This is a genomic window from Gordonia marina (genome assembly GCF_052036135.1).
GTDB lineage: Bacteria > Actinomycetota > Actinomycetes > Mycobacteriales > Mycobacteriaceae > Gordonia.
This window is the reverse complement of the sequence record NZ_JBPSDN010000005.1, coordinates 1-15,837: the sequence shown is the minus strand read 5'-3', so window position 1 is coordinate 15,837 and position 15,837 is coordinate 1. Positions and strand designations below refer to the sequence as shown.

The 15,837-nt window shown below is 70.1% G+C and carries 12 protein-coding genes and 1 pseudogene; 6 read left to right on the top strand and 7 right to left on the bottom strand.

Translation table 11 applies throughout. The features are described 5' to 3' along the window. Positions 1-33 precede the first annotated feature (33 nt). A complete protein-coding gene (locus tag ACSEEN_RS03950) occupies positions 34-774 on the bottom strand; it encodes a pirin family protein (RefSeq protein ID WP_247865429.1) in 741 nt (246 codons plus the stop codon). Between the two features lie 100 nt (positions 775-874). Between ACSEEN_RS03950 and ACSEEN_RS03945 the strand changes: the two genes are divergently transcribed. Next, the gene (locus ACSEEN_RS03945; RefSeq protein WP_298443473.1) at positions 875-2,509 is read left to right on the top strand and encodes an NTF2-like N-terminal transpeptidase domain-containing protein; all 1,635 of its coding nucleotides are present in this window, start codon (positions 875-877) and stop codon (positions 2,507-2,509) included. Between the two features lie 74 nt (positions 2,510-2,583). On the opposite strand, the gene ACSEEN_RS03940 is transcribed toward ACSEEN_RS03945, so the two are convergent. The 5 genes from ACSEEN_RS03940 to trmB all read right to left on the bottom strand — a co-directional run bounded on the left by ACSEEN_RS03940 (position 2,584) and on the right by trmB (position 8,993). Continuing rightward, positions 2,584-3,027: a DUF3054 domain-containing protein gene (locus ACSEEN_RS03940; protein ID WP_298443468.1), complete on the bottom strand. Its 444-nt coding sequence runs from the start codon at positions 3,025-3,027 to the stop codon at positions 2,584-2,586. Between the two features lie 27 nt (positions 3,028-3,054). Beyond that, positions 3,055-4,182 carry a lysylphosphatidylglycerol synthase transmembrane domain-containing protein gene (locus ACSEEN_RS03935; protein WP_247865426.1) on the bottom strand — a complete coding sequence of 376 codons (1,128 nt, stop codon included), beginning with the start codon at positions 4,180-4,182 and terminating at the stop codon, positions 3,055-3,057. A 104-nt stretch (positions 4,183-4,286) separates the two neighbouring features. After that, positions 4,287-7,448 carry an MMPL family transporter gene (locus ACSEEN_RS03930; RefSeq protein WP_440712371.1) on the bottom strand — a complete coding sequence of 1,054 codons (3,162 nt, stop codon included), beginning with the start codon at positions 7,446-7,448 and terminating at the stop codon, positions 4,287-4,289. A 76-nt stretch (positions 7,449-7,524) separates the two neighbouring features. Next, complete coding sequence (locus ACSEEN_RS03925; RefSeq protein WP_247865424.1) at positions 7,525-8,184, bottom strand: NYN domain-containing protein; 660 nt, start codon at positions 8,182-8,184, stop codon at positions 7,525-7,527. Then, on the bottom strand, positions 8,181-8,993 hold the full coding sequence (trmB, locus tag ACSEEN_RS03920; protein ID WP_440712370.1) for a tRNA (guanosine(46)-N7)-methyltransferase TrmB: 813 nt from the start codon (positions 8,991-8,993) through the stop codon (positions 8,181-8,183). The genes ACSEEN_RS03925 and trmB overlap by 4 nt, the downstream gene beginning before the upstream one ends. Before the next feature lie 101 nt (positions 8,994-9,094). On the opposite strand from trmB, the gene ACSEEN_RS03915 reads away from it, so the two are divergent. The 4 genes from ACSEEN_RS03915 (at position 9,095) to ACSEEN_RS03900 (ending at position 13,339) form a co-directional block, all read left to right on the top strand. Further along, complete coding sequence (locus ACSEEN_RS03915; protein ID WP_440712369.1) at positions 9,095-9,874, top strand: hypothetical protein; 780 nt, start codon at positions 9,095-9,097, stop codon at positions 9,872-9,874. After that, the gene (locus ACSEEN_RS03910) at positions 9,871-11,046 is read left to right on the top strand and encodes a hypothetical protein (RefSeq protein ID WP_440712368.1); all 1,176 of its coding nucleotides are present in this window, start codon (positions 9,871-9,873) and stop codon (positions 11,044-11,046) included. Before ACSEEN_RS03915 ends, ACSEEN_RS03910 begins: the two co-directional genes overlap by 4 nt. Then, positions 11,030-11,371, top strand: coding sequence for a DUF6802 family protein (locus tag ACSEEN_RS03905; protein WP_440712367.1), 342 nt, complete (start codon positions 11,030-11,032; stop codon positions 11,369-11,371). The genes ACSEEN_RS03910 and ACSEEN_RS03905 overlap by 17 nt, the downstream gene beginning before the upstream one ends. 132 nt (positions 11,372-11,503) lie before the next feature. Next, positions 11,504-13,339, top strand: a complete 1,836-nt coding sequence (locus ACSEEN_RS03900; protein WP_247865419.1) for a phosphoenolpyruvate carboxykinase (GTP) — start codon at positions 11,504-11,506, stop codon at positions 13,337-13,339. A 125-nt stretch (positions 13,340-13,464) separates the two neighbouring features. Here the strand turns inward: ACSEEN_RS03900 and ACSEEN_RS03895 are convergent, their stop codons facing one another. Continuing rightward, on the bottom strand, positions 13,465-15,045 hold the full coding sequence (locus ACSEEN_RS03895) for an NCS1 family nucleobase:cation symporter-1 (protein ID WP_440712366.1): 1,581 nt from the start codon (positions 15,043-15,045) through the stop codon (positions 13,465-13,467). A gap of 224 nt (positions 15,046-15,269) precedes the next feature. Between ACSEEN_RS03895 and ACSEEN_RS03890 the strand changes: the two are divergent. Further along, positions 15,270-15,710: pseudogene (locus ACSEEN_RS03890) on the top strand (ABC transporter ATP-binding protein); the annotation flags it as partial. Positions 15,711-15,837: the final 127 nt, after the last annotated feature.

The following is a 15,837-nucleotide window of genomic DNA, read 5'->3' as shown; positions in this document are numbered from 1 at the left end:
CCATAGTGCCTGATCGGCGACGTTGCGCTGCGGCTACTCCCCGAGTGCGGCGTCCATCGCCCAGATCAGCACCTGCGCATCGGTGCGGGCGCCGATGACGGTGCCGCCGAATCCGGTCGCCCGCAGGGTGTCGCCGGTGCTCAGCGGGGTGTGGTCGACGGTGACCGCGCCGTCCGCGACGAACAGGTGGGTGAATCGGGAGTCCGGGATTCGCGCGGTCCGCCCGGCGGCCAGCTGCGCCACCCACAGCGTGGCGGCGGAGTGGCCGATGCGGATGGCCGAGTCGAGCCGCCGGTCCCCGGAGGCCAGGGGGATCAGTCCGCCCGCCGCGAGTTCGGTGGAGACGTCGCACTGCTGGTAGCTCGGGTCGGCGCCCGGCCGATCGGGTTTGAGCCACATCTGCAGGTAGTGCACCGGTTCGGCCGCGGTCGCTCGGGAGCCGGGCGGGCCGGGGTCGTTGCGTTCCGAGTGCAGGATGCCGGTGCCCGCGCTCATCCGCTGGGCGAGCCCGGGATGGATGAGGCCGCTGTGTCCCTGTGAGTCCTGATGGACCAGTGTTCCGGACAGCACCCAGGTGACGATCTCGGTCTCGGCGTGCGGATGTGTATCGAATCCCGTTCCCGGAGCGATGATCTCGTCGTTGTGGACCAGCAGAACGCCGTGGTGCGTATCGTCCGGGTCGTAGTGGTCGCCGAAGGAGAAGCCGTGCCGGGAGGTCAGCCACTCGGTGGTGGTGACGGCGCGGTCGGCGGCGCGAACGAGGCGGGGGGACATGGGTCCATTATCGACGGAGACCGGATCGTGACCAGTTAGACGCCGGACCGTGAACGGACTGACTGGCCCTACAGATGTGATTAGAGTGAAAATTGTGACTATGAGTCTGTGGTCGCGACGATCGGCGATGGCGCTGTTCGTCAGCGTCGTCTGCGTGCTGTCCCTGGCCGCGTGCGGCGGTGAGGACGACTCCGAACCCGCCAAGGCCGCCCGCGCCTTCGCGAAGGCGTTCTCCAGCCAAGAGGTGCAGGCCACCTCGGACATGACCACCTCGCCGTCGCAAGCGGCCGACTCGCTGAGCGGCACCTTCGCCGGGATGCACGCGCGGACCGTCGACGCCCACGTTCTCGACACCGTCGAATACAGCGACGGCACCGGGTCGTTCACCATGCGCACCACCTGGCGCTGGGCCGACGACCGCGAGTTCTCCACCAAGACCAGCGGCAGCCTGCGCCGGCTCTCCACCGGGTGGAAGGTGCAGTGGGAATCCGGGCTGCTGCACACCGGGATGCCGGTCGGCGGCCGCCTGCAGATGATCCGGACCGACGCGACCCCGGCGCCGACGGTGCGCAGCGCGTCGGGCAAGGCCTTCATGCAGATGCAGCCGGTCAACGAGATCGTCATCAACCCCGCCGCGACGCGGAACCTGCAGCGATCGGTGAACTCGCTCGCCGACGCGCTCAAGCCGATCGCGCCGCTGATCACCGCGCAGGTGATCAACGACAAGATCGCCGCCGCGCAGGGCGGCGAGACGGTGGCGGTGACGCTGCGCGACCCGGACATGAAGGTGCTGGCCTTCGACCCCGAACGCATCGCCGGGGTCACCGTCCGCAAGACCGGCATGCTCGTGATGTCCGACCGGCGGCTGTCGACACCGCTCTCGACCGGACTCACCAACTACTGGCAGGCGATCCGCGATGCGACCTCCGGCTGGCAGGTGCAGCAGGCCGCGCCGGGTGCGGCGCCGGTCAAGCTGGCCGGCGAGCAGGGCCGCGCCGGACCCGACATCATGACCACGATCAACCAGAACGAGCAGCTCACCCTGGGTGACGCCGCCGTCGAGGTGGCCCAGCCCGCGACCATCATGACCCTGGATGCGCGCTCGGGCGCCATCCTGGCCATGGCGCAGAACGACGCGGCCGCGGACAAGCGGGTCCTGGCCGATGTCGCGTACCCGACCGGCAGCACCCTCGATCCGGTCTTCGGCGCCCTCGACGCGACGCAGAAGTCCAAGTCGGCGGCCACCGAGCAGCTCAACCGCCTGGGTCTGGGGATCACCGTCACGGTGCCGGGCGTCGTCGCGCCCCGGGACGAGTCCCGGCCGACCGTGTCGGCGGCGTCGTTCCGCCCGCAGGACTTCACCGCCACCATGCTCAACATGGGCACGCTCGGCGTCTCGGTGGCCCGCTCGATCGCCGGCACCGGCGAATCGGTGCCGCCGTTCCTGATCAAGGGCACGCCGACCAAGGTGACCGGTGGCAAGCTGGGCGCGATGGACGCCGACACCGCGCGGCGGATCGCCGCGGCGATGGCGACGACCGCCAAGACCGGCGACGCCAGCGACCTGACCGGGGCGCCCGGTCTGCGCGCCCTGGTCGGCACCAACGGGCCGCAGGGGCCCGGCTGGTTCGTCGGCATCTCGGGCGGCAAGGTGCTGGTCGTCTACTGCGAGGGCGCCAAGTCGGGCACCGCCGCCCTGCAGGTGGCGCAGAAGTACTACCGCATCGACAACTGAGCCGCGTCGACGACTGAGCCGGGGCCCGGCCTGCTGTCCGGTGGTTGCTCAGCGACCGCCGAACAGCAGGCTTCTCAGGAGCCGACTCGTCCGGACCGGACGCGCAGCGTGATCGCGACGGCCAGTCGCCAGCCGAGCAGCAGCACCGCGGTGGAGATTGTCGCGACGATGAGGAACGAGGCCGCCGTGCCCTGGCTGGACGAGACCCGCAGCAGCATGCCGAGCACGACGGTCGACACCCAGATCACCACGCCGTCCGGGAAGATCCGCATCGGACGCCAGGTCGCGATCACGTCGCGCTTGCCGCCGTCTTGCACCCAATTGATCAGAAAGCCGAGTGCCCAGCCGATCACCGCGCCGACCAGGAACGGCCACAGGGTGCGGGAGAAGCCGGCGATGGTGAACGCCTCGTCGTGGCTGCCCCGGCCGATCGCCACGAAGGCGACGATCGCGGCGAGATCGGTGATAGCGGTCAGAACGAGGGACTTGTCCCAGGCGCGGGTTGCTGCGGTGCTCACTGGGTCCACGCTACTGCGGCGGCCGCCTCAGGCGCTCTCGGGCCCGGCGCCCAAGTCGTCTTCCTCACGGGCCATCTCGTGCTGGATGTCGTCGCGGGACTTGATCTCGGCGCGGTATCGGATGGCGATCACCACCCAGCCGATCGCGGAGACCAGCACATAGCTGACGATGCGGTAGAGGATCACCGCGAGAAACGCGTCGGCGGTCGACATCCCGGCCTGCACCAGGGCGGGGACGAGGACGGCTTCGACGACCCCGATGCCGCCCGGCAGCAGCGGGATCGCGCTGCCGACGGCCTTGCTCGCCGCGTAGGCGACCATCAGGCCGGCGAAGCCCGGGTGCGCGTTGAGGGCGTAGCAGGCCAGTGCCAGGCAGGCGACGTCGGCGACCCAGTTGAACAGGCTCCAGCCGAACGCTTTGGCACCGTCGCGCTTGTTCAGGTGGACCGCGCGCAGCTGAGCCAGAATGCGGTGCAGCCGGGCCACGCCGTGATCGTCGGGCTTGTCGCGCATGTGATTGACCCAGCCGAGGATGCGGACGCCGAGACCCTCCAGAATCTCCGGCCGCGACGCGATGTACTGCATCACCACGACGAAGGCGATGAACACGGCGACGCTGAAGAAGACGGAGAACGCGCTGGTCTTGGCGCCCGCGAGCAGAGCTCCGCCCAGGCCGAGGACCGCCAGGCCCGCACCGGCGAGCAGACCCGACATCACCAGCTGCCACGAGGCGACCACCGGGGACGCGCCCCACTTGCGGCTCTCCCGGTAGATGAACGCCGGCGCGAACACCTGGCCGCCCGGCATGGTCTGCGAGATCGAGTTGGACGCCAGGATCACCGCGAGCGACTCGCGCTGGCGGACCCGGACATGGGCCGACCGCATCAGGACGCGCTGCACCTGCGCGTAGCTGTCCATCGACAGCATGGCGGCGACAATGCACGCGGCCACCCACCACCAGCGGATGTCGCTCAGCCGGCTGCCCGGGTGGCCTTCGTGCCAGGTCGGCGCGATGTGCGGCCAGGCGATCCAGGCCTCGACCCCGAGGATCACCACGATCAGGATCGGGGTGCCGATGCGGAGCCAGCGCTTCCAGTTCCAGGTGCGCTTGGCCGGTGCCTCCTGGCCGTCGGCGTCTCCGGTCTCGTCGGCCATGCTCAGCACCCTAGTGTCGCGTGTCGAAAATTGTCGAATGGCATACCGTCGATGAATTTTCGACACGCGACACTTGTGTCACAGGAACGCCCGGCACCAACCGCTCAGTCGCCGTCGGTGTCCTGACCGCGACTGCGGCGCAGCAGATCCTGCACGCTGATCTGGTCGTTCCGGTCGGCGCGCCGCTCCCGCGACGTGGTCTCGGCCGGGTGCCCGTACTGCGGCGGCATGGTCGGCGGACCCGCGGGCGCGGTGCCCGGGTAGGGGCCGGACTGCGGCCGCGGCGTCACCGGCGGCTGCGGGGCGGCCGGCTGCGGACCGGACGGCGGCTGGGTGGCAGACGGGGCCGGCTGCGGCCGGGCGGGCTGGACCGGGGGTGCGGCCGGGCGCTGGGGGCGCGGTCGCGGCGCGACGGGCCGCTGCGCGGTCGGCTGCTGGGTCGCCGGCTGCTGAGCACCGGCCGGTCCCTGCGGCCGCGGGGCCGGCTGGGGCTGACCGGGCTGCGTGGCGGGCCTGCGCTGCGGACCGGTCGGCGGCTGCGGCCGCGGACGCAGATCGCGGTTGCCCAGCCGGACCCCGCCCGCGCCGAGGCGCCACGAACCGGTGTCCGGTCCGGCGCCGCCGCGGGCCGCCGCGCCGGTGTCCGACGCGCGCGGATCGTCGACCAGATCCTCCAGGTGCCCTTCGGCCAGCGGATGCTCGCCCGACATCGGGTTCGCGGGATGGGCGATCGACGGCCCGGACGGCGGTGCCGCCTCGTCGGCGTCGTCGGCCGGGGACGCCGCGACGACGTCGGGTTCGGCGTCGTGGTCCTTCCGGCCGCGGCGGGCCAGGGCGCGCAGTCCGCGCGGCTCGGCCTGCCCGGCGGCGGGACGATCGGCCTGCGGCTGCGCCCGCAACTGGGTGGTCTCGGCCTGGGCGACGGCCACCACGCCCCCGGCGCTGGTGCTGCCGGCGGCGACCACCGCCACCTCCTTCGAGGCCGGGTCGTCTTCCAGAATCGTCTCGCCGAGGCCGATCTTGCGCTGCAGCTTGAGCATCCAGCGCGGGGCCCACCAGCAGTCGTCACCCAGCAGCTTCATCACCGACGGCACCAGCAGCATGCGGATGACGGTCGCGTCGAGGATCAGCGCGGCGATCATGCCGAAGGCGATGTACTTCATCATCACGATGTTCGACAGGCCGAACGCGCCGGTCACCACCACCAGGATGGCGGCGGCCGCGGTGATGATGCGGCCGGTCAGGGCGGTGCCGACGCGGATCGCCTCGGTGGTCGACGCCCCCTGCTGTCTGGCCTCGACCATGCGGGAGAGCAGGAGTATCTCGTAGTCGGTGGAGAGGCCGTAGACGATCGCGATGATCAGCACCAGGACGGCCGCGAACAACGGGCCCGGGGTGTAGTTCAGCAGCGTCGCGCCGTGCCCGTCGATGAACATCCAGGTCAGGATGCCCAGCGTCGAACCGAGGCCGAGCGCCGACATCAGCGCGGCCTTGATCGGCAGGATGATCGAGCCGAACGCCAGGAACATCAACAGACCGGTCACCAGGACCAGCAGGATCGCCATGTACGGCAGGAGCCGCATCAGCGAGTCGATCGAGTCCTGGGTCAGCGCGGGCATACCCGCGACGTAGACGCGTAGACCCTGATTGTTGATCGACCGCAGCTCGTGGATCGCCTCGGCGGCGGTGGTGCGATCGGCCAGACCGGCCGACATCTGCTGCACCGCGTAGCCGCTGTCCGGGTTGTTGTAGTACGACCCCTGCAGGCCGCCGCCGTCGGTGGTCGGCGAGAACTTCTTGGTGAAGCCGGGGACCTTGTTCGCCTCGTCGGCGATGGCCTGGATCTTGGCCGTCGCCTGTTCGTCGTCCGGGTTGTAGACGACGACCAGCTTGATCTCCTCGGTGCGCTCGGCCGGGAAGTACTTGTCGAAGTGCTCCTGCGCGACGCGGTGCGGGTCGTTCGGCGGGAGGTACGCCTCGCTCATACCGCCGAAGGCGATGTTGCCGAACGGGATGATCAGCGCGAGCAGCAGCAGGACGGTGGGGATCGCGGTCTGCAGCGGATGCTGCATCACCCAGCCGGAGAGACGTCCCCAGAAGCCGTTCTCGATCTCCTCGCGGGTCTTGGTGCGGTTGAGGGCGGGCACGCTCAGCGCGTCGATCCGGCGTCCCAGGATGCCCAGGATGGCCGGCAGCACGGTGACCGACAGCAGCGCGGCCAAGGCCACCGACGCGATCGCGCCGTAGGCGACCGACTTGAGGAACGGCTGCGGGAACATCAGCAGGCAGGCGAGCGCGGCCACGATGATGGTGGCCGAGAACGCGATGGTCTGGCCCGCCGTCATCACCGATCTTCGGACCGCGGCTTCGACGGTGTAGCCCTCGGCGATCTCCTCGCGGAACCGGCTCACCATGAACAGGCCGTAGTCGATGGCGATGCCCAGGCCGATCAGCGTGACCACCGACTGGGCGAACACGTTCAGCTCGGTGATCTGGGCCAGGATCGTCATGATGCCGAGCGATCCGGCGATGGTGAGACCGCCGATCAGGACCGGCAGCACGGCGGCCACGATGCCGCCGAAGACGAACAGCAGCATCACCGCGACCACCGGCAGCGCGATCAGTTCGGCGCGGTGGATGTCCTGTTCCATGCCGTGACTCATCGCGCCGGCGATAGGCTGCAGGCCGGCCAGCTCGAAGGTGGTGCCCGGCATGTCGTACTTCTCGGACAGGTTGTCGAAGAAGGGTTCGATGGTCTTGTAGTTGTTGAGGATCGTGGTGTCGTCGTTGCCGACGATGCCGATCGAGATGAAACCGACGTTCTCTTTGAGGTTCCACATCCGGTCGCGCTTGAGCTGCTGCGCGGTGGCGCCGGCGCCGGTGCCGTCCGGGAAGGGATCGAGCAGGCCGGCCTTGGAGGTGTCGCTCGGATCGTCCGGGCTCTCGCGGCTGATGATCTTCGGGTACTTGGCGACCAGGTCGTCGACGATCTTCTCGACCTTCGCACCGAACGCGGGATCGCTGATCGCGGTGCCCTTCGGCGGCGTGATGACCAGCAGCGCGTCGGATTTGTGGTCGCGGCCGAGGGACTGGTCGGCGATCACCGAACCGGTCACCGACTCGGAGGTCGGGTCGAACCAGCCGCTCTGCGAGAGGTACTTCGGCAGCGCCAGACCGTAGATGCCGAGGCCGCCCATCAGCACGATCAATACGGCGATGACGGTGTAGCGCATCCGGTACACGAATGAGCCGATGGATCCGAACACGCCGGTTCCTTCCTTCTCGCGGACAAAACCCCGTCGGGCATTCTTGCAGGCGAGCCTGAGAAAAGCCCTTGTGGGACTACTTGAGCAGAGCGCTGAGCGGCCGGAACGGGGTGAGCCAGGCGCCGTCGTCGGGCAGGGCGTCGAGGCTGATCCGCGGCAGCGGTTCCCGGAAGACGGCCGGGATGTCCTCGAGATCGATGAACTCGAGTTCGGTCGACGTCGTCGCCCATGCCGCGTGCTCGCGGAACCCGATGACGGTGACCGGCACGCCCTGCCGGGCCAGCTCGAGCAGCGGTTCCCGGAACGCCTGCCCGTCGGCGGAGGCCACGAAGACCCCGGCCAGGCCGGTGGTGTGCTCGCGCAGCGCGATGTGGTCGAGCATGTCCTGGTCGACGTCGCTGTCGTCGCTGATCTTCGGCTTGGCGAAGACCGCGAAACCGACGTTGCGCAGGGCGTCCACCCACGGGCGCACCACTTCGGCGCTGCCCGGGACGATGTTGGTGAAGACGGTGGCCTCGGGCTCGACCGGCTCCTCGCTGGTCTCCGCCAGATCGGCGGTGCGGCCCAGGAGCCAGCGGCCGAGGGCGTCGAACCGGGGCCGATGCGCGGCGGTCGGCCGGCCGCCGAGGATTCCGCCGAGACCCATGTCCATGTTCGGGGCGTCCCAGACCAGAAGGACGCGCCGGGCCGGGCTGGTGCCGGTGAGGGTGGGGCTCAGGTCGGCCGTGGGCGTCATACCGGATCCTCCTGGGTGTCGTCGGCGGCCGGCTTGTCGCGCGGCACGGGCTTGACGTAGACGAACTCGTTGACCTCGCGGCCCTCGCGCTCGGCGCGGCCCTCGAACTTGGTGGTGGGCCGCTCCAGCAGGATGGGGCTGTCGTAGGTCAGCGGGATCACGTGCGGGCGGGACGGATCCTGGGTGGCCAGGAGTTCGGCGATCCACTGCGCGTAGTCGGCGTGATCGGTCGCGATGTGCAGGATGCCGCCCGGCTTGAGGCGGTCGGCGATCAGTTCGATGGTGCCCGACTGCAGGAAGCGGCGCTTGTGATGGCGCGATTTGGGCCACGGATCCGGGAAGAAGACGCGGACACCGTCGAGCGAGTCGGGCCCGACCAGCTCGGTCAGCACCACGGTCGCGTCGCCGCGGATCATCCGGACGTTCGTCAGGCCGCCGCGGTCGATCAGGCCGAGCAACTGGGCCAGGCCGGGCTGGTACACCTCGACGGCGACGACGTCGGCGTCCGGCTCCTCGGCGGCCATCGCCGCGGTGGAGATGCCGGTACCGCTGCCGACCTCGATGATCAGCGGTGCGCGGCGGCCGAACCATTCCCCGGCGTCGAGAGGCGGCTCGTCGGCGCGGTCCGGGCCGGTACGCAGATCGCGACCGAGGACGGGCCACAGCGTCTCCCAGTTGCGCTGCTGTCCGGCGGTCAGGCTGCCGCGCCGGAAGCGGAAGCTGGTGACGCGCGGGTACAGGCGGGAGCGGTCGCTGTCGGGGGCGCCGGGCGCGGCGGCGTCGGTGTTCACCGCTCCATCGTGGCGCATTCTGCGCCATTAGCCATATCCGACACCCGAACCGGCGGGGCGCGTAGCGTCGTCAAGGGGCGTCCGGCACGGCCGGACGGGCTGACTCGGGGGAGGTTGGCATGACCGAAACGACGGCCGATGAGCTGGAACGACGCCGGCGCGCACCGCTGACCGCGGTGGTGACCGGCCATCCCGGCGGCGGACGGGACACCGTCGCGCTGGGCCTGCGGACCGAGTTCGGGGTGTGGGCGGCGGCCGGCGATGATCCCGGCGCCGATCTGGTGGTGCATGTGCTCGGCGCGGTCGCGCGGGACTGCGACCGGGAGCTTCTCGCCGGGGAACGACGGCCGTGCGTGGTGGTCGCCGGGAAGGCGGACCTGCGCCGTGATCCCCAGCGTGCCCGGGAACTCGCTGAGGCGGCCGCCGTCGCCCTGGGCCGCCCGGTCTATCCGGTGTCCGGGCTCCTCGCGGCGGCCCGGATCGACGACGGCCTGGCCGCGGCGCTGTGCCGGTGGGCCGGCGCAGGTGAACGGGTCCCGGTGCCCGCGGTGGCCTTCCCGGATGCGGCCCGCGATGCCGCCGACCGAGCGCTGCGGGACCGCGCGCTCCGCGAACTCGGCCCGGCCGGCCTGGCGTGCGCGCTGGCCGCCGCCGCGCGCTCGCCGCGGCTCGGCCCCGATGCGATGACGGGGCAGGCGATGACGGGGCAGGCGATGACGGCGGCGGTGCGGGCGCGCAGCGGTTTCGCGGCGCTGGTCGGACCGATCCGGGCCTGCGCGCCGGGCATCGCGGCCGCCCGGGAACGACGCCACCGGGCCGAGTCGACGGTGCTGGCGGCCCGCGGCCCCGGCCGGGACGCCGTCGAAGCGCGGCTGGCGATGCGTGGAGTGCCGCGATGAGCGGCGCGGACGTCGTGACGGTGGCCGGGCTCGCCGGTGCCGAACCGGCGGAGCTGGCCGTTCTCCTGCCCGGGACCGGGCCGCCGGTCGCGCTGCTGGCCCTGGACCTGACGACGACGGCCGGTGCCGCCGAACGTGCGCTGCTCGCCGGCCTGCGGGCGCCCGAGCCGGGCGGGCCGGCGCGCGAGGTGGCGCTCGTCGGTGTCGGTGCCGGTCTCGATCCGGACTGGCCGCGCCGGCTCGCGGCGGCCCGGAACGCGCTGGATCCGCGGCACCGGCTGCCGGTCTTCGCGGTCTCGCTGGAGGCCGCGCGCGCCGGCGACCGGGACGGATCCGGGCTGACGGCGCTGGCCGCCTGGTGTGCGGACCCGGACCCGGCCGAGGCCGCTGAACCGGCGGAGACCGCCGAGCCGTCGGCGACCCCCAGGCCGCCGGACCCCGCGCCGTCGCCCGCCGGCGCCGAGCGCGCCCGCGCCCGGTTGCGCGCCGAGCGCCTGGCCGGGGCCCGGACCGGACTGGCCGCCGTGCGCACGCAGGCCGCCGCCGACATCCGCGCCGGTGCCCTGGAGGTGACCAGGCTCGCCGATGCCGCGTGCGAGCGGCTGGGCCGGGGCGGTGCCGATCCGTACCGGGCGTGGCTGGCCGGGACGCTGACGGAGTACCGGGATCGCGTCGACGCCGAGGTACGCGGCGGCGTCGACCACGTCCGGGCCGCCGCGCTGGCCGGGGTGCGGGTGCCGGAGCCGTCGCCGTCGCCGTCGGGGACCGCGGACGTCGTCGTGCCCGATGCCCCCGCCCGGCGGCTGTCTCCGGAGGATCTGGTGGTCCTGGCGCTGGGCGGATCCGCCGGTCTGGGGCTCGGCCGGGTGACCGTCGCCCCGCTGGTGCGGTGGGCCGGACTGGGTGCGCCGGGCACCGTACTGACGGTGCTCGTGGGGCTGGCGATCGCCGCCGGGGTGGTCGCCGTCCGGCGGCAGGCGGCCACGCGGTCCGCCGCACGACGCTCCACCGCGGAGGCCGTCGCCGCGGTCCGCGGCGGTCTGGAACACGCTGTCGCCGGCTTGATCGGGGCGGCCGAAGCCGAACTCACCCGCGAGTCGTGGAACCGAACGGCCCGCTGGTGCGTCCAACCTTCTAGAAACGAAGGAGTGGGCCATGAACGACTGGATTGATCTGACGGGTGAGGAATCTCTCAACGACAGTGGTCAGGGCGCTGCGGGCGGGTCCGGCGGGCACCCGCTCGACGACCACCTGTGGCTGTTCGACGGGGGCTCGGTCTGGGATCTGGGGCCGGCGCAGCTCGATGCCGACGCGGACGGCGTCGCCGATTCGCTGACCAGGGGGACCGCCGCGCATCTGACCGTCTACACCGACACCGATCTGGACGGCCGGGTGGACCGGATCACCGAACTGGATCCGTCCGGGCACTGCGCGGTGAGCGATCTGGATCCGGCCACCGGGGTATGGCAGCCGACACAGCTGGGACGCTTCGGCTGACGCCTCACCGGGCACGCGGGTCCCATCGGGGACGGGGCATGTGTCCGGTTGGTGCCTCCCGGCGGTATCATGTTGGCGACCGTGCAGGCGTGGTGAACTGCGCGGAGTCAGCAATACGAGGAGAGACACTCAATGACCGCTGCGACCATTCCCGGCCTGGAAGCCGGTAGCGCGCCCACGAATCACGCCGGCCTGTTGGCCTGGGTCGCGGAGGTCGCCGAGCTCACGCAGCCCGACCGGGTGGTCTGGGTCGCCGGGACCGACGAGGAGTGGGATCGCCTGACCGCTCAGCTGGTCGAGGCCGGCACCATGGTCAAGCTGAACGACGAGAAGAAGCCGAACTCGTTCCTGGCTCTCTCCGACCCCGCCGACGTCGCCCGCGTCGAGTCGCGCACCTTCATCTGCAGCAAGACCGAAGAGGACGCCGGCCCCACCAACAACTGGGTGGATCCGGCCGAGATGCGCGCCACCATGACCGAGCTGTACCGCGGCTGCATGCGCGGGCGCACCATGTACGTGATCCCGTTCTGCATGGGCCCGCTCGGCGCCGACGACCCCAAGCTGGGCGTCGAGGTGACCGACTCGGAGTACGTGGTGCTCTCGATGATGGTGATGACGCGCGTCGGCACCCCGGTGCTCGACCTGCTGGGTGACGACGGTTTCTTCGTGCAGGCCCTGCACTCGGTGGGCGCTCCGCTGGAGCCCGGCCAGGAGGACGTGCCGTGGCCGTGCAACCCGGACAAGTACATCGTCCAGTTCCCGGAGGACCGGGTGATCTGGTCGTACGGATCGGGCTACGGCGGTAACGCGCTGCTCGGCAAGAAGTGCTACGCGCTGCGGATCGCCTCGGCGATGGCCCACGACGAGGGCTGGCTGGCCGAGCACATGCTGATCCTTAAGCTGATCAGCCCGGAGGACAAGGTCTACTACATCGCCGCCGCGTTCCCGTCGGCCTGCGGTAAGACCAACCTCGCCATGATCCAGCCGACGCTGCCGGGCTGGCGCGCCGAGACCGTCGGCGACGACATCGCCTGGATGCGTTTCGGTGAGGACGGCCGCCTGTACGCGGTGAACCCGGAGTTCGGCTTCTTCGGCGTCGCCCCCGGCACCAGCAACGACTCCAACCCGACCGCGATGAAGACCATCGAGGCCGGCAACACCCTGTACACCAACGTCGCCCGCACCGACGACGGCGATGTCTGGTGGGAGGGCATGGGCGAGCCCCCGGCCCATCTCATCGACTGGCTCGGCAACGACTGGACCCCGGAGTCCGGCACCAAGGCGGCGCATCCGAACTCGCGCTACTGCACCCCGCTGAGCCAGTGCCCGACGCTGGCCCCGGAGTGGGACGACCCGCAGGGTGTGCCGATCTCGGCGATCCTGTTCGGCGGCCGCCGCAAGACCACCGTCCCGCTGGTCACCCAGGCCCGCGACTGGGAGCACGCCGTCTTCATGGGCTCCACCGTCGGCTCCGAGCAGACCGCCGCCGCCGAGGGCACCGTGGGCGCCGTCCGCCGCGACCCGATGGCCATGCTGCCGTTCCTCGGCTACCACGTCGGCGACTACTTCCAGCACTGGCTGAACGTCGGGCAGCGCGAGGGCGTGCAACTCCCTGCCGTGTTCTACGTGAACTGGTTCCGCCGCGGCGACGACGGCCGCTTCCTGTGGCCGGGCTTCGGCGAGAACAGCCGCGTCCTGAAGTGGATGGTCGACCGCATCGAGGGCAAGGTCGAGGGCATCGAGACCCCGATCGGCATCGTCGCCGCCCCGGGTGAGATCGACGTGACCGGTCTGGACGTCTCCGAGCAGGACCTGAACGAGGCCCTTGCGGTGAACGTCGACGAGTGGAAGGCCGAGGTCCCCACCATCGAGGAGTGGTACGAGTTCGTCGGCGATCGGCTGCCGGCCGGTCTGCAGTCCGAGCTCGACGCCCTGGTCACCCGCCTCGACGAGGCCGATAAGGCCTAAACCACGATTCGACGTCGCCCCGGTCTCCCGCTTCCAGCGGTGACCGGGGCGTCGTCGTCTGGGGGCATCCAGCCCGTCTCGCGAGCTCGGGCGAGTGCGGATCCGGTGCCGGGCACCCGAGCGTCTCAGGCGGACGTAGCCGACATGGCCGGGGTCGTATCGTCGGAGTGGTGCCCGCCGTCCTCGGCGTAGTCGCCGTAGAGGTACTTCTTCGGCGTGTACCGCATGCCGGCGTGGTAGACGACGAAGCCGAGGCCTGCACCGATGAACCAGGTGAAGCTGGCCGCGTAGGCGGTGCCCCAGATGACGACCGAGATCGGCGGGATCGAGGCGATGACAACCGCGATCACGGCCACCGGATTCCAGCCCTTGCGATACGCGTAGCGGCCGTCGGGCTTGAGGGTGAACAGATCGTCGACGACGATCTTCTGCTTCTTCACCAGATAGAAGTCGGCGATCAGGATGCCGAACAGCGGACCGATCACGGCGCCCAGCGTGTCCATCGTGTAGTGGATGGCGGTCGGACTGTTGAACAGGTTCCACGGCGTGATCAGCACCGAGCCGACCGCGGCGATCATGCCGCCGACCCGCCAGGTGATCTTGGTCGGCGCCACGTTGGAGAAGTCGAAGGCGGGCGACACGAAATTGGCGACGATGTTGATGCCGATGGTGGCGATCGCGAACGTCAGCACGCCGAGGACTGCGGCGGTGGTGTTGTCGATCTTGTCGACGATGTGCACCGGGTCGGTGATGATCTTGCCGCTGTCGTCCTTGCCGATCACGGTGGCGCCGGCCGACACCGTGGCGACGACCAGCACCGAAAAGAACAGGAAATTCACCGGCAGGCCCCAGAAGTTGCCCTTCTTGACCTCGCTGAAGGTCTTGCCGTAGCGCGAGAAGTCACCGAAATTCAGCATCGGCCCGGAGAAGTACGAGACGACCAGGGCAAACGCGGAGATCATCATGGTGATCGACGACCAGCCGCTCAACTCGGAGCCTTCGGAGAGGTCGAAGTGCACGTTGCTCCAGCCTGCCCGGTAGATCAGGTAGCCGGCCAGCAGCACCATCACGACATAGACTGCGGGCCCGCAGAAGTCGATGAATCGGCGGATGGTGTCCATGCCGTTCCAGAAGACCGCCGCCTGCAATACCCACATGATGGCGAAGCCCGCCCAGCCCAGCGGCGAGAGCCCGAGGAACGAGTGGGTGCCGGAATCGCCGTACTCGGCGAGCGACGGCCAGAACTTGATGGCCAGCAGGCCGAATGCCGTTGAGGCGAGGTAGGTCTGGATGCCGTACCAGACCACCGCGATCATGCCGCGGATGATGGCAGGTACGTTGGCGCCCTTCACTCCGAAGCAGATACGGGTGGTGACGGGATAGGGGACGCCGGCCTGCTGCGATGGCTTCGCGACCAGGTTGGCCAGGAAGTTCACCGCGACGATGCCGAGCACCAGCACGATGAGTACCTGCCACGCGGCGATCCCGAGCGCGAACAGGCTGCCGGCGAAGACGTAGCCGCCCACACTGTGGATGTCGGACATCCAGAACGCGAAGATGTTGTACCAGGTCCACGTCTGCTTCTTCAGAGGCGCGAGGTCTTCGTTGGTCAGTGACGGCGCGTAGCCGGGCTTGATCACGCTCTCGCCCGCGGCGTGTTTGGCTATCTCCGGTATCGGAAACTCTTGGATTTCCGCGTTGGTCATGGGTATTCCTCTGGTCGGTGGTAGCCATCGTCGGCGGTGGGTTCGCCAAACATAGGAACCACGCGTTTCCCGGATATTTCCCGGCAGTTGCCAACGCGGACGGTTCTGGTAACCCTCGGTTAAGGCCGCCGTGGATATCCGGACCGCGGACCGCCCGGTTACGGGCCGTTTTGGGGGTGGTCCCCCATTGGCGCGACATACCGGCATCTGGAACCGTGGTGACCATGACGCAATCTCCAGAGGTTTCCCGGGCAACCGTCGCCGCCAGTGCCGAGCACGTGAGGAAGATCTACGGATCGGGCGATACCGTCGTCAACGCACTCAACGACATCTCGATCGCCTTCGGCGCAGGCCAGTTCACCGCCATCATGGGGCCCTCCGGGTCCGGCAAATCGACCCTGATGCACTGCCTGGCGGGGCTCGACGACGCCAGCTCGGGCACCGTCCGGATCGGCGACGTCACGCTGGCGGGACTTTCCGACAACGAGATGACCCGGCTGCGCCGCGACCGGATCGGTTTCGTCTTCCAGGCGTTCAACCTGGTTCCGACGCTGACCGCGCACGAGAACATCACGCTGCCGCTCGACATCGCCGGGCGCGAGGTGGACCAGCAGTGGTTCGACACCGTCGTCGACCGGCTCGGCCTGCGGGACCGGCTGACACACTGAAGCGCCCCGGGTTCAGTGGAGGTTCTCAACTCACGGAGGATGAGAGTCATGGCAGCACCACGGAAGTACCCGGACGAGTTGCGTGAGCGTGCGACGCGGCTGGCGGTCGAGGCCCGGCAGGACC

Excerpts from the sequence above, each read along its gene's own strand:
- ACSEEN_RS03910 (WP_440712368.1), top strand. The coding sequence starts at position 9,871 with ATGAGCGGCGCGGACGTCGTGACGGTGGCCGGGCTCGCCGGTGCCGAA.
- trmB (WP_440712370.1), bottom strand. The coding sequence starts at position 8,993 with ATGCGCCACGATGGAGCGGTGAACACCGACGCCGCCGCGCCCGGCGCC.
- ACSEEN_RS03900 (WP_247865419.1), top strand. The coding sequence starts at position 11,504 with ATGACCGCTGCGACCATTCCCGGCCTGGAAGCCGGTAGCGCGCCCACG.
- ACSEEN_RS03950 (WP_247865429.1), bottom strand. The coding sequence starts at position 774 with ATGTCCCCCCGCCTCGTTCGCGCCGCCGACCGCGCCGTCACCACCACC.
- ACSEEN_RS03925 (WP_247865424.1), bottom strand. The coding sequence starts at position 8,184 with ATGACGCCCACGGCCGACCTGAGCCCCACCCTCACCGGCACCAGCCCG.
- ACSEEN_RS03895 (WP_440712366.1), bottom strand. The coding sequence starts at position 15,045 with ATGACCAACGCGGAAATCCAAGAGTTTCCGATACCGGAGATAGCCAAA.
- ACSEEN_RS03935 (WP_247865426.1), bottom strand. The coding sequence starts at position 4,182 with ATGGCCGACGAGACCGGAGACGCCGACGGCCAGGAGGCACCGGCCAAG.
- ACSEEN_RS03945 (WP_298443473.1), top strand. The coding sequence starts at position 875 with ATGAGTCTGTGGTCGCGACGATCGGCGATGGCGCTGTTCGTCAGCGTC.
- ACSEEN_RS03905 (WP_440712367.1), top strand. The coding sequence starts at position 11,030 with ATGAACGACTGGATTGATCTGACGGGTGAGGAATCTCTCAACGACAGT.
- ACSEEN_RS03915 (WP_440712369.1), top strand. The coding sequence starts at position 9,095 with ATGACCGAAACGACGGCCGATGAGCTGGAACGACGCCGGCGCGCACCG.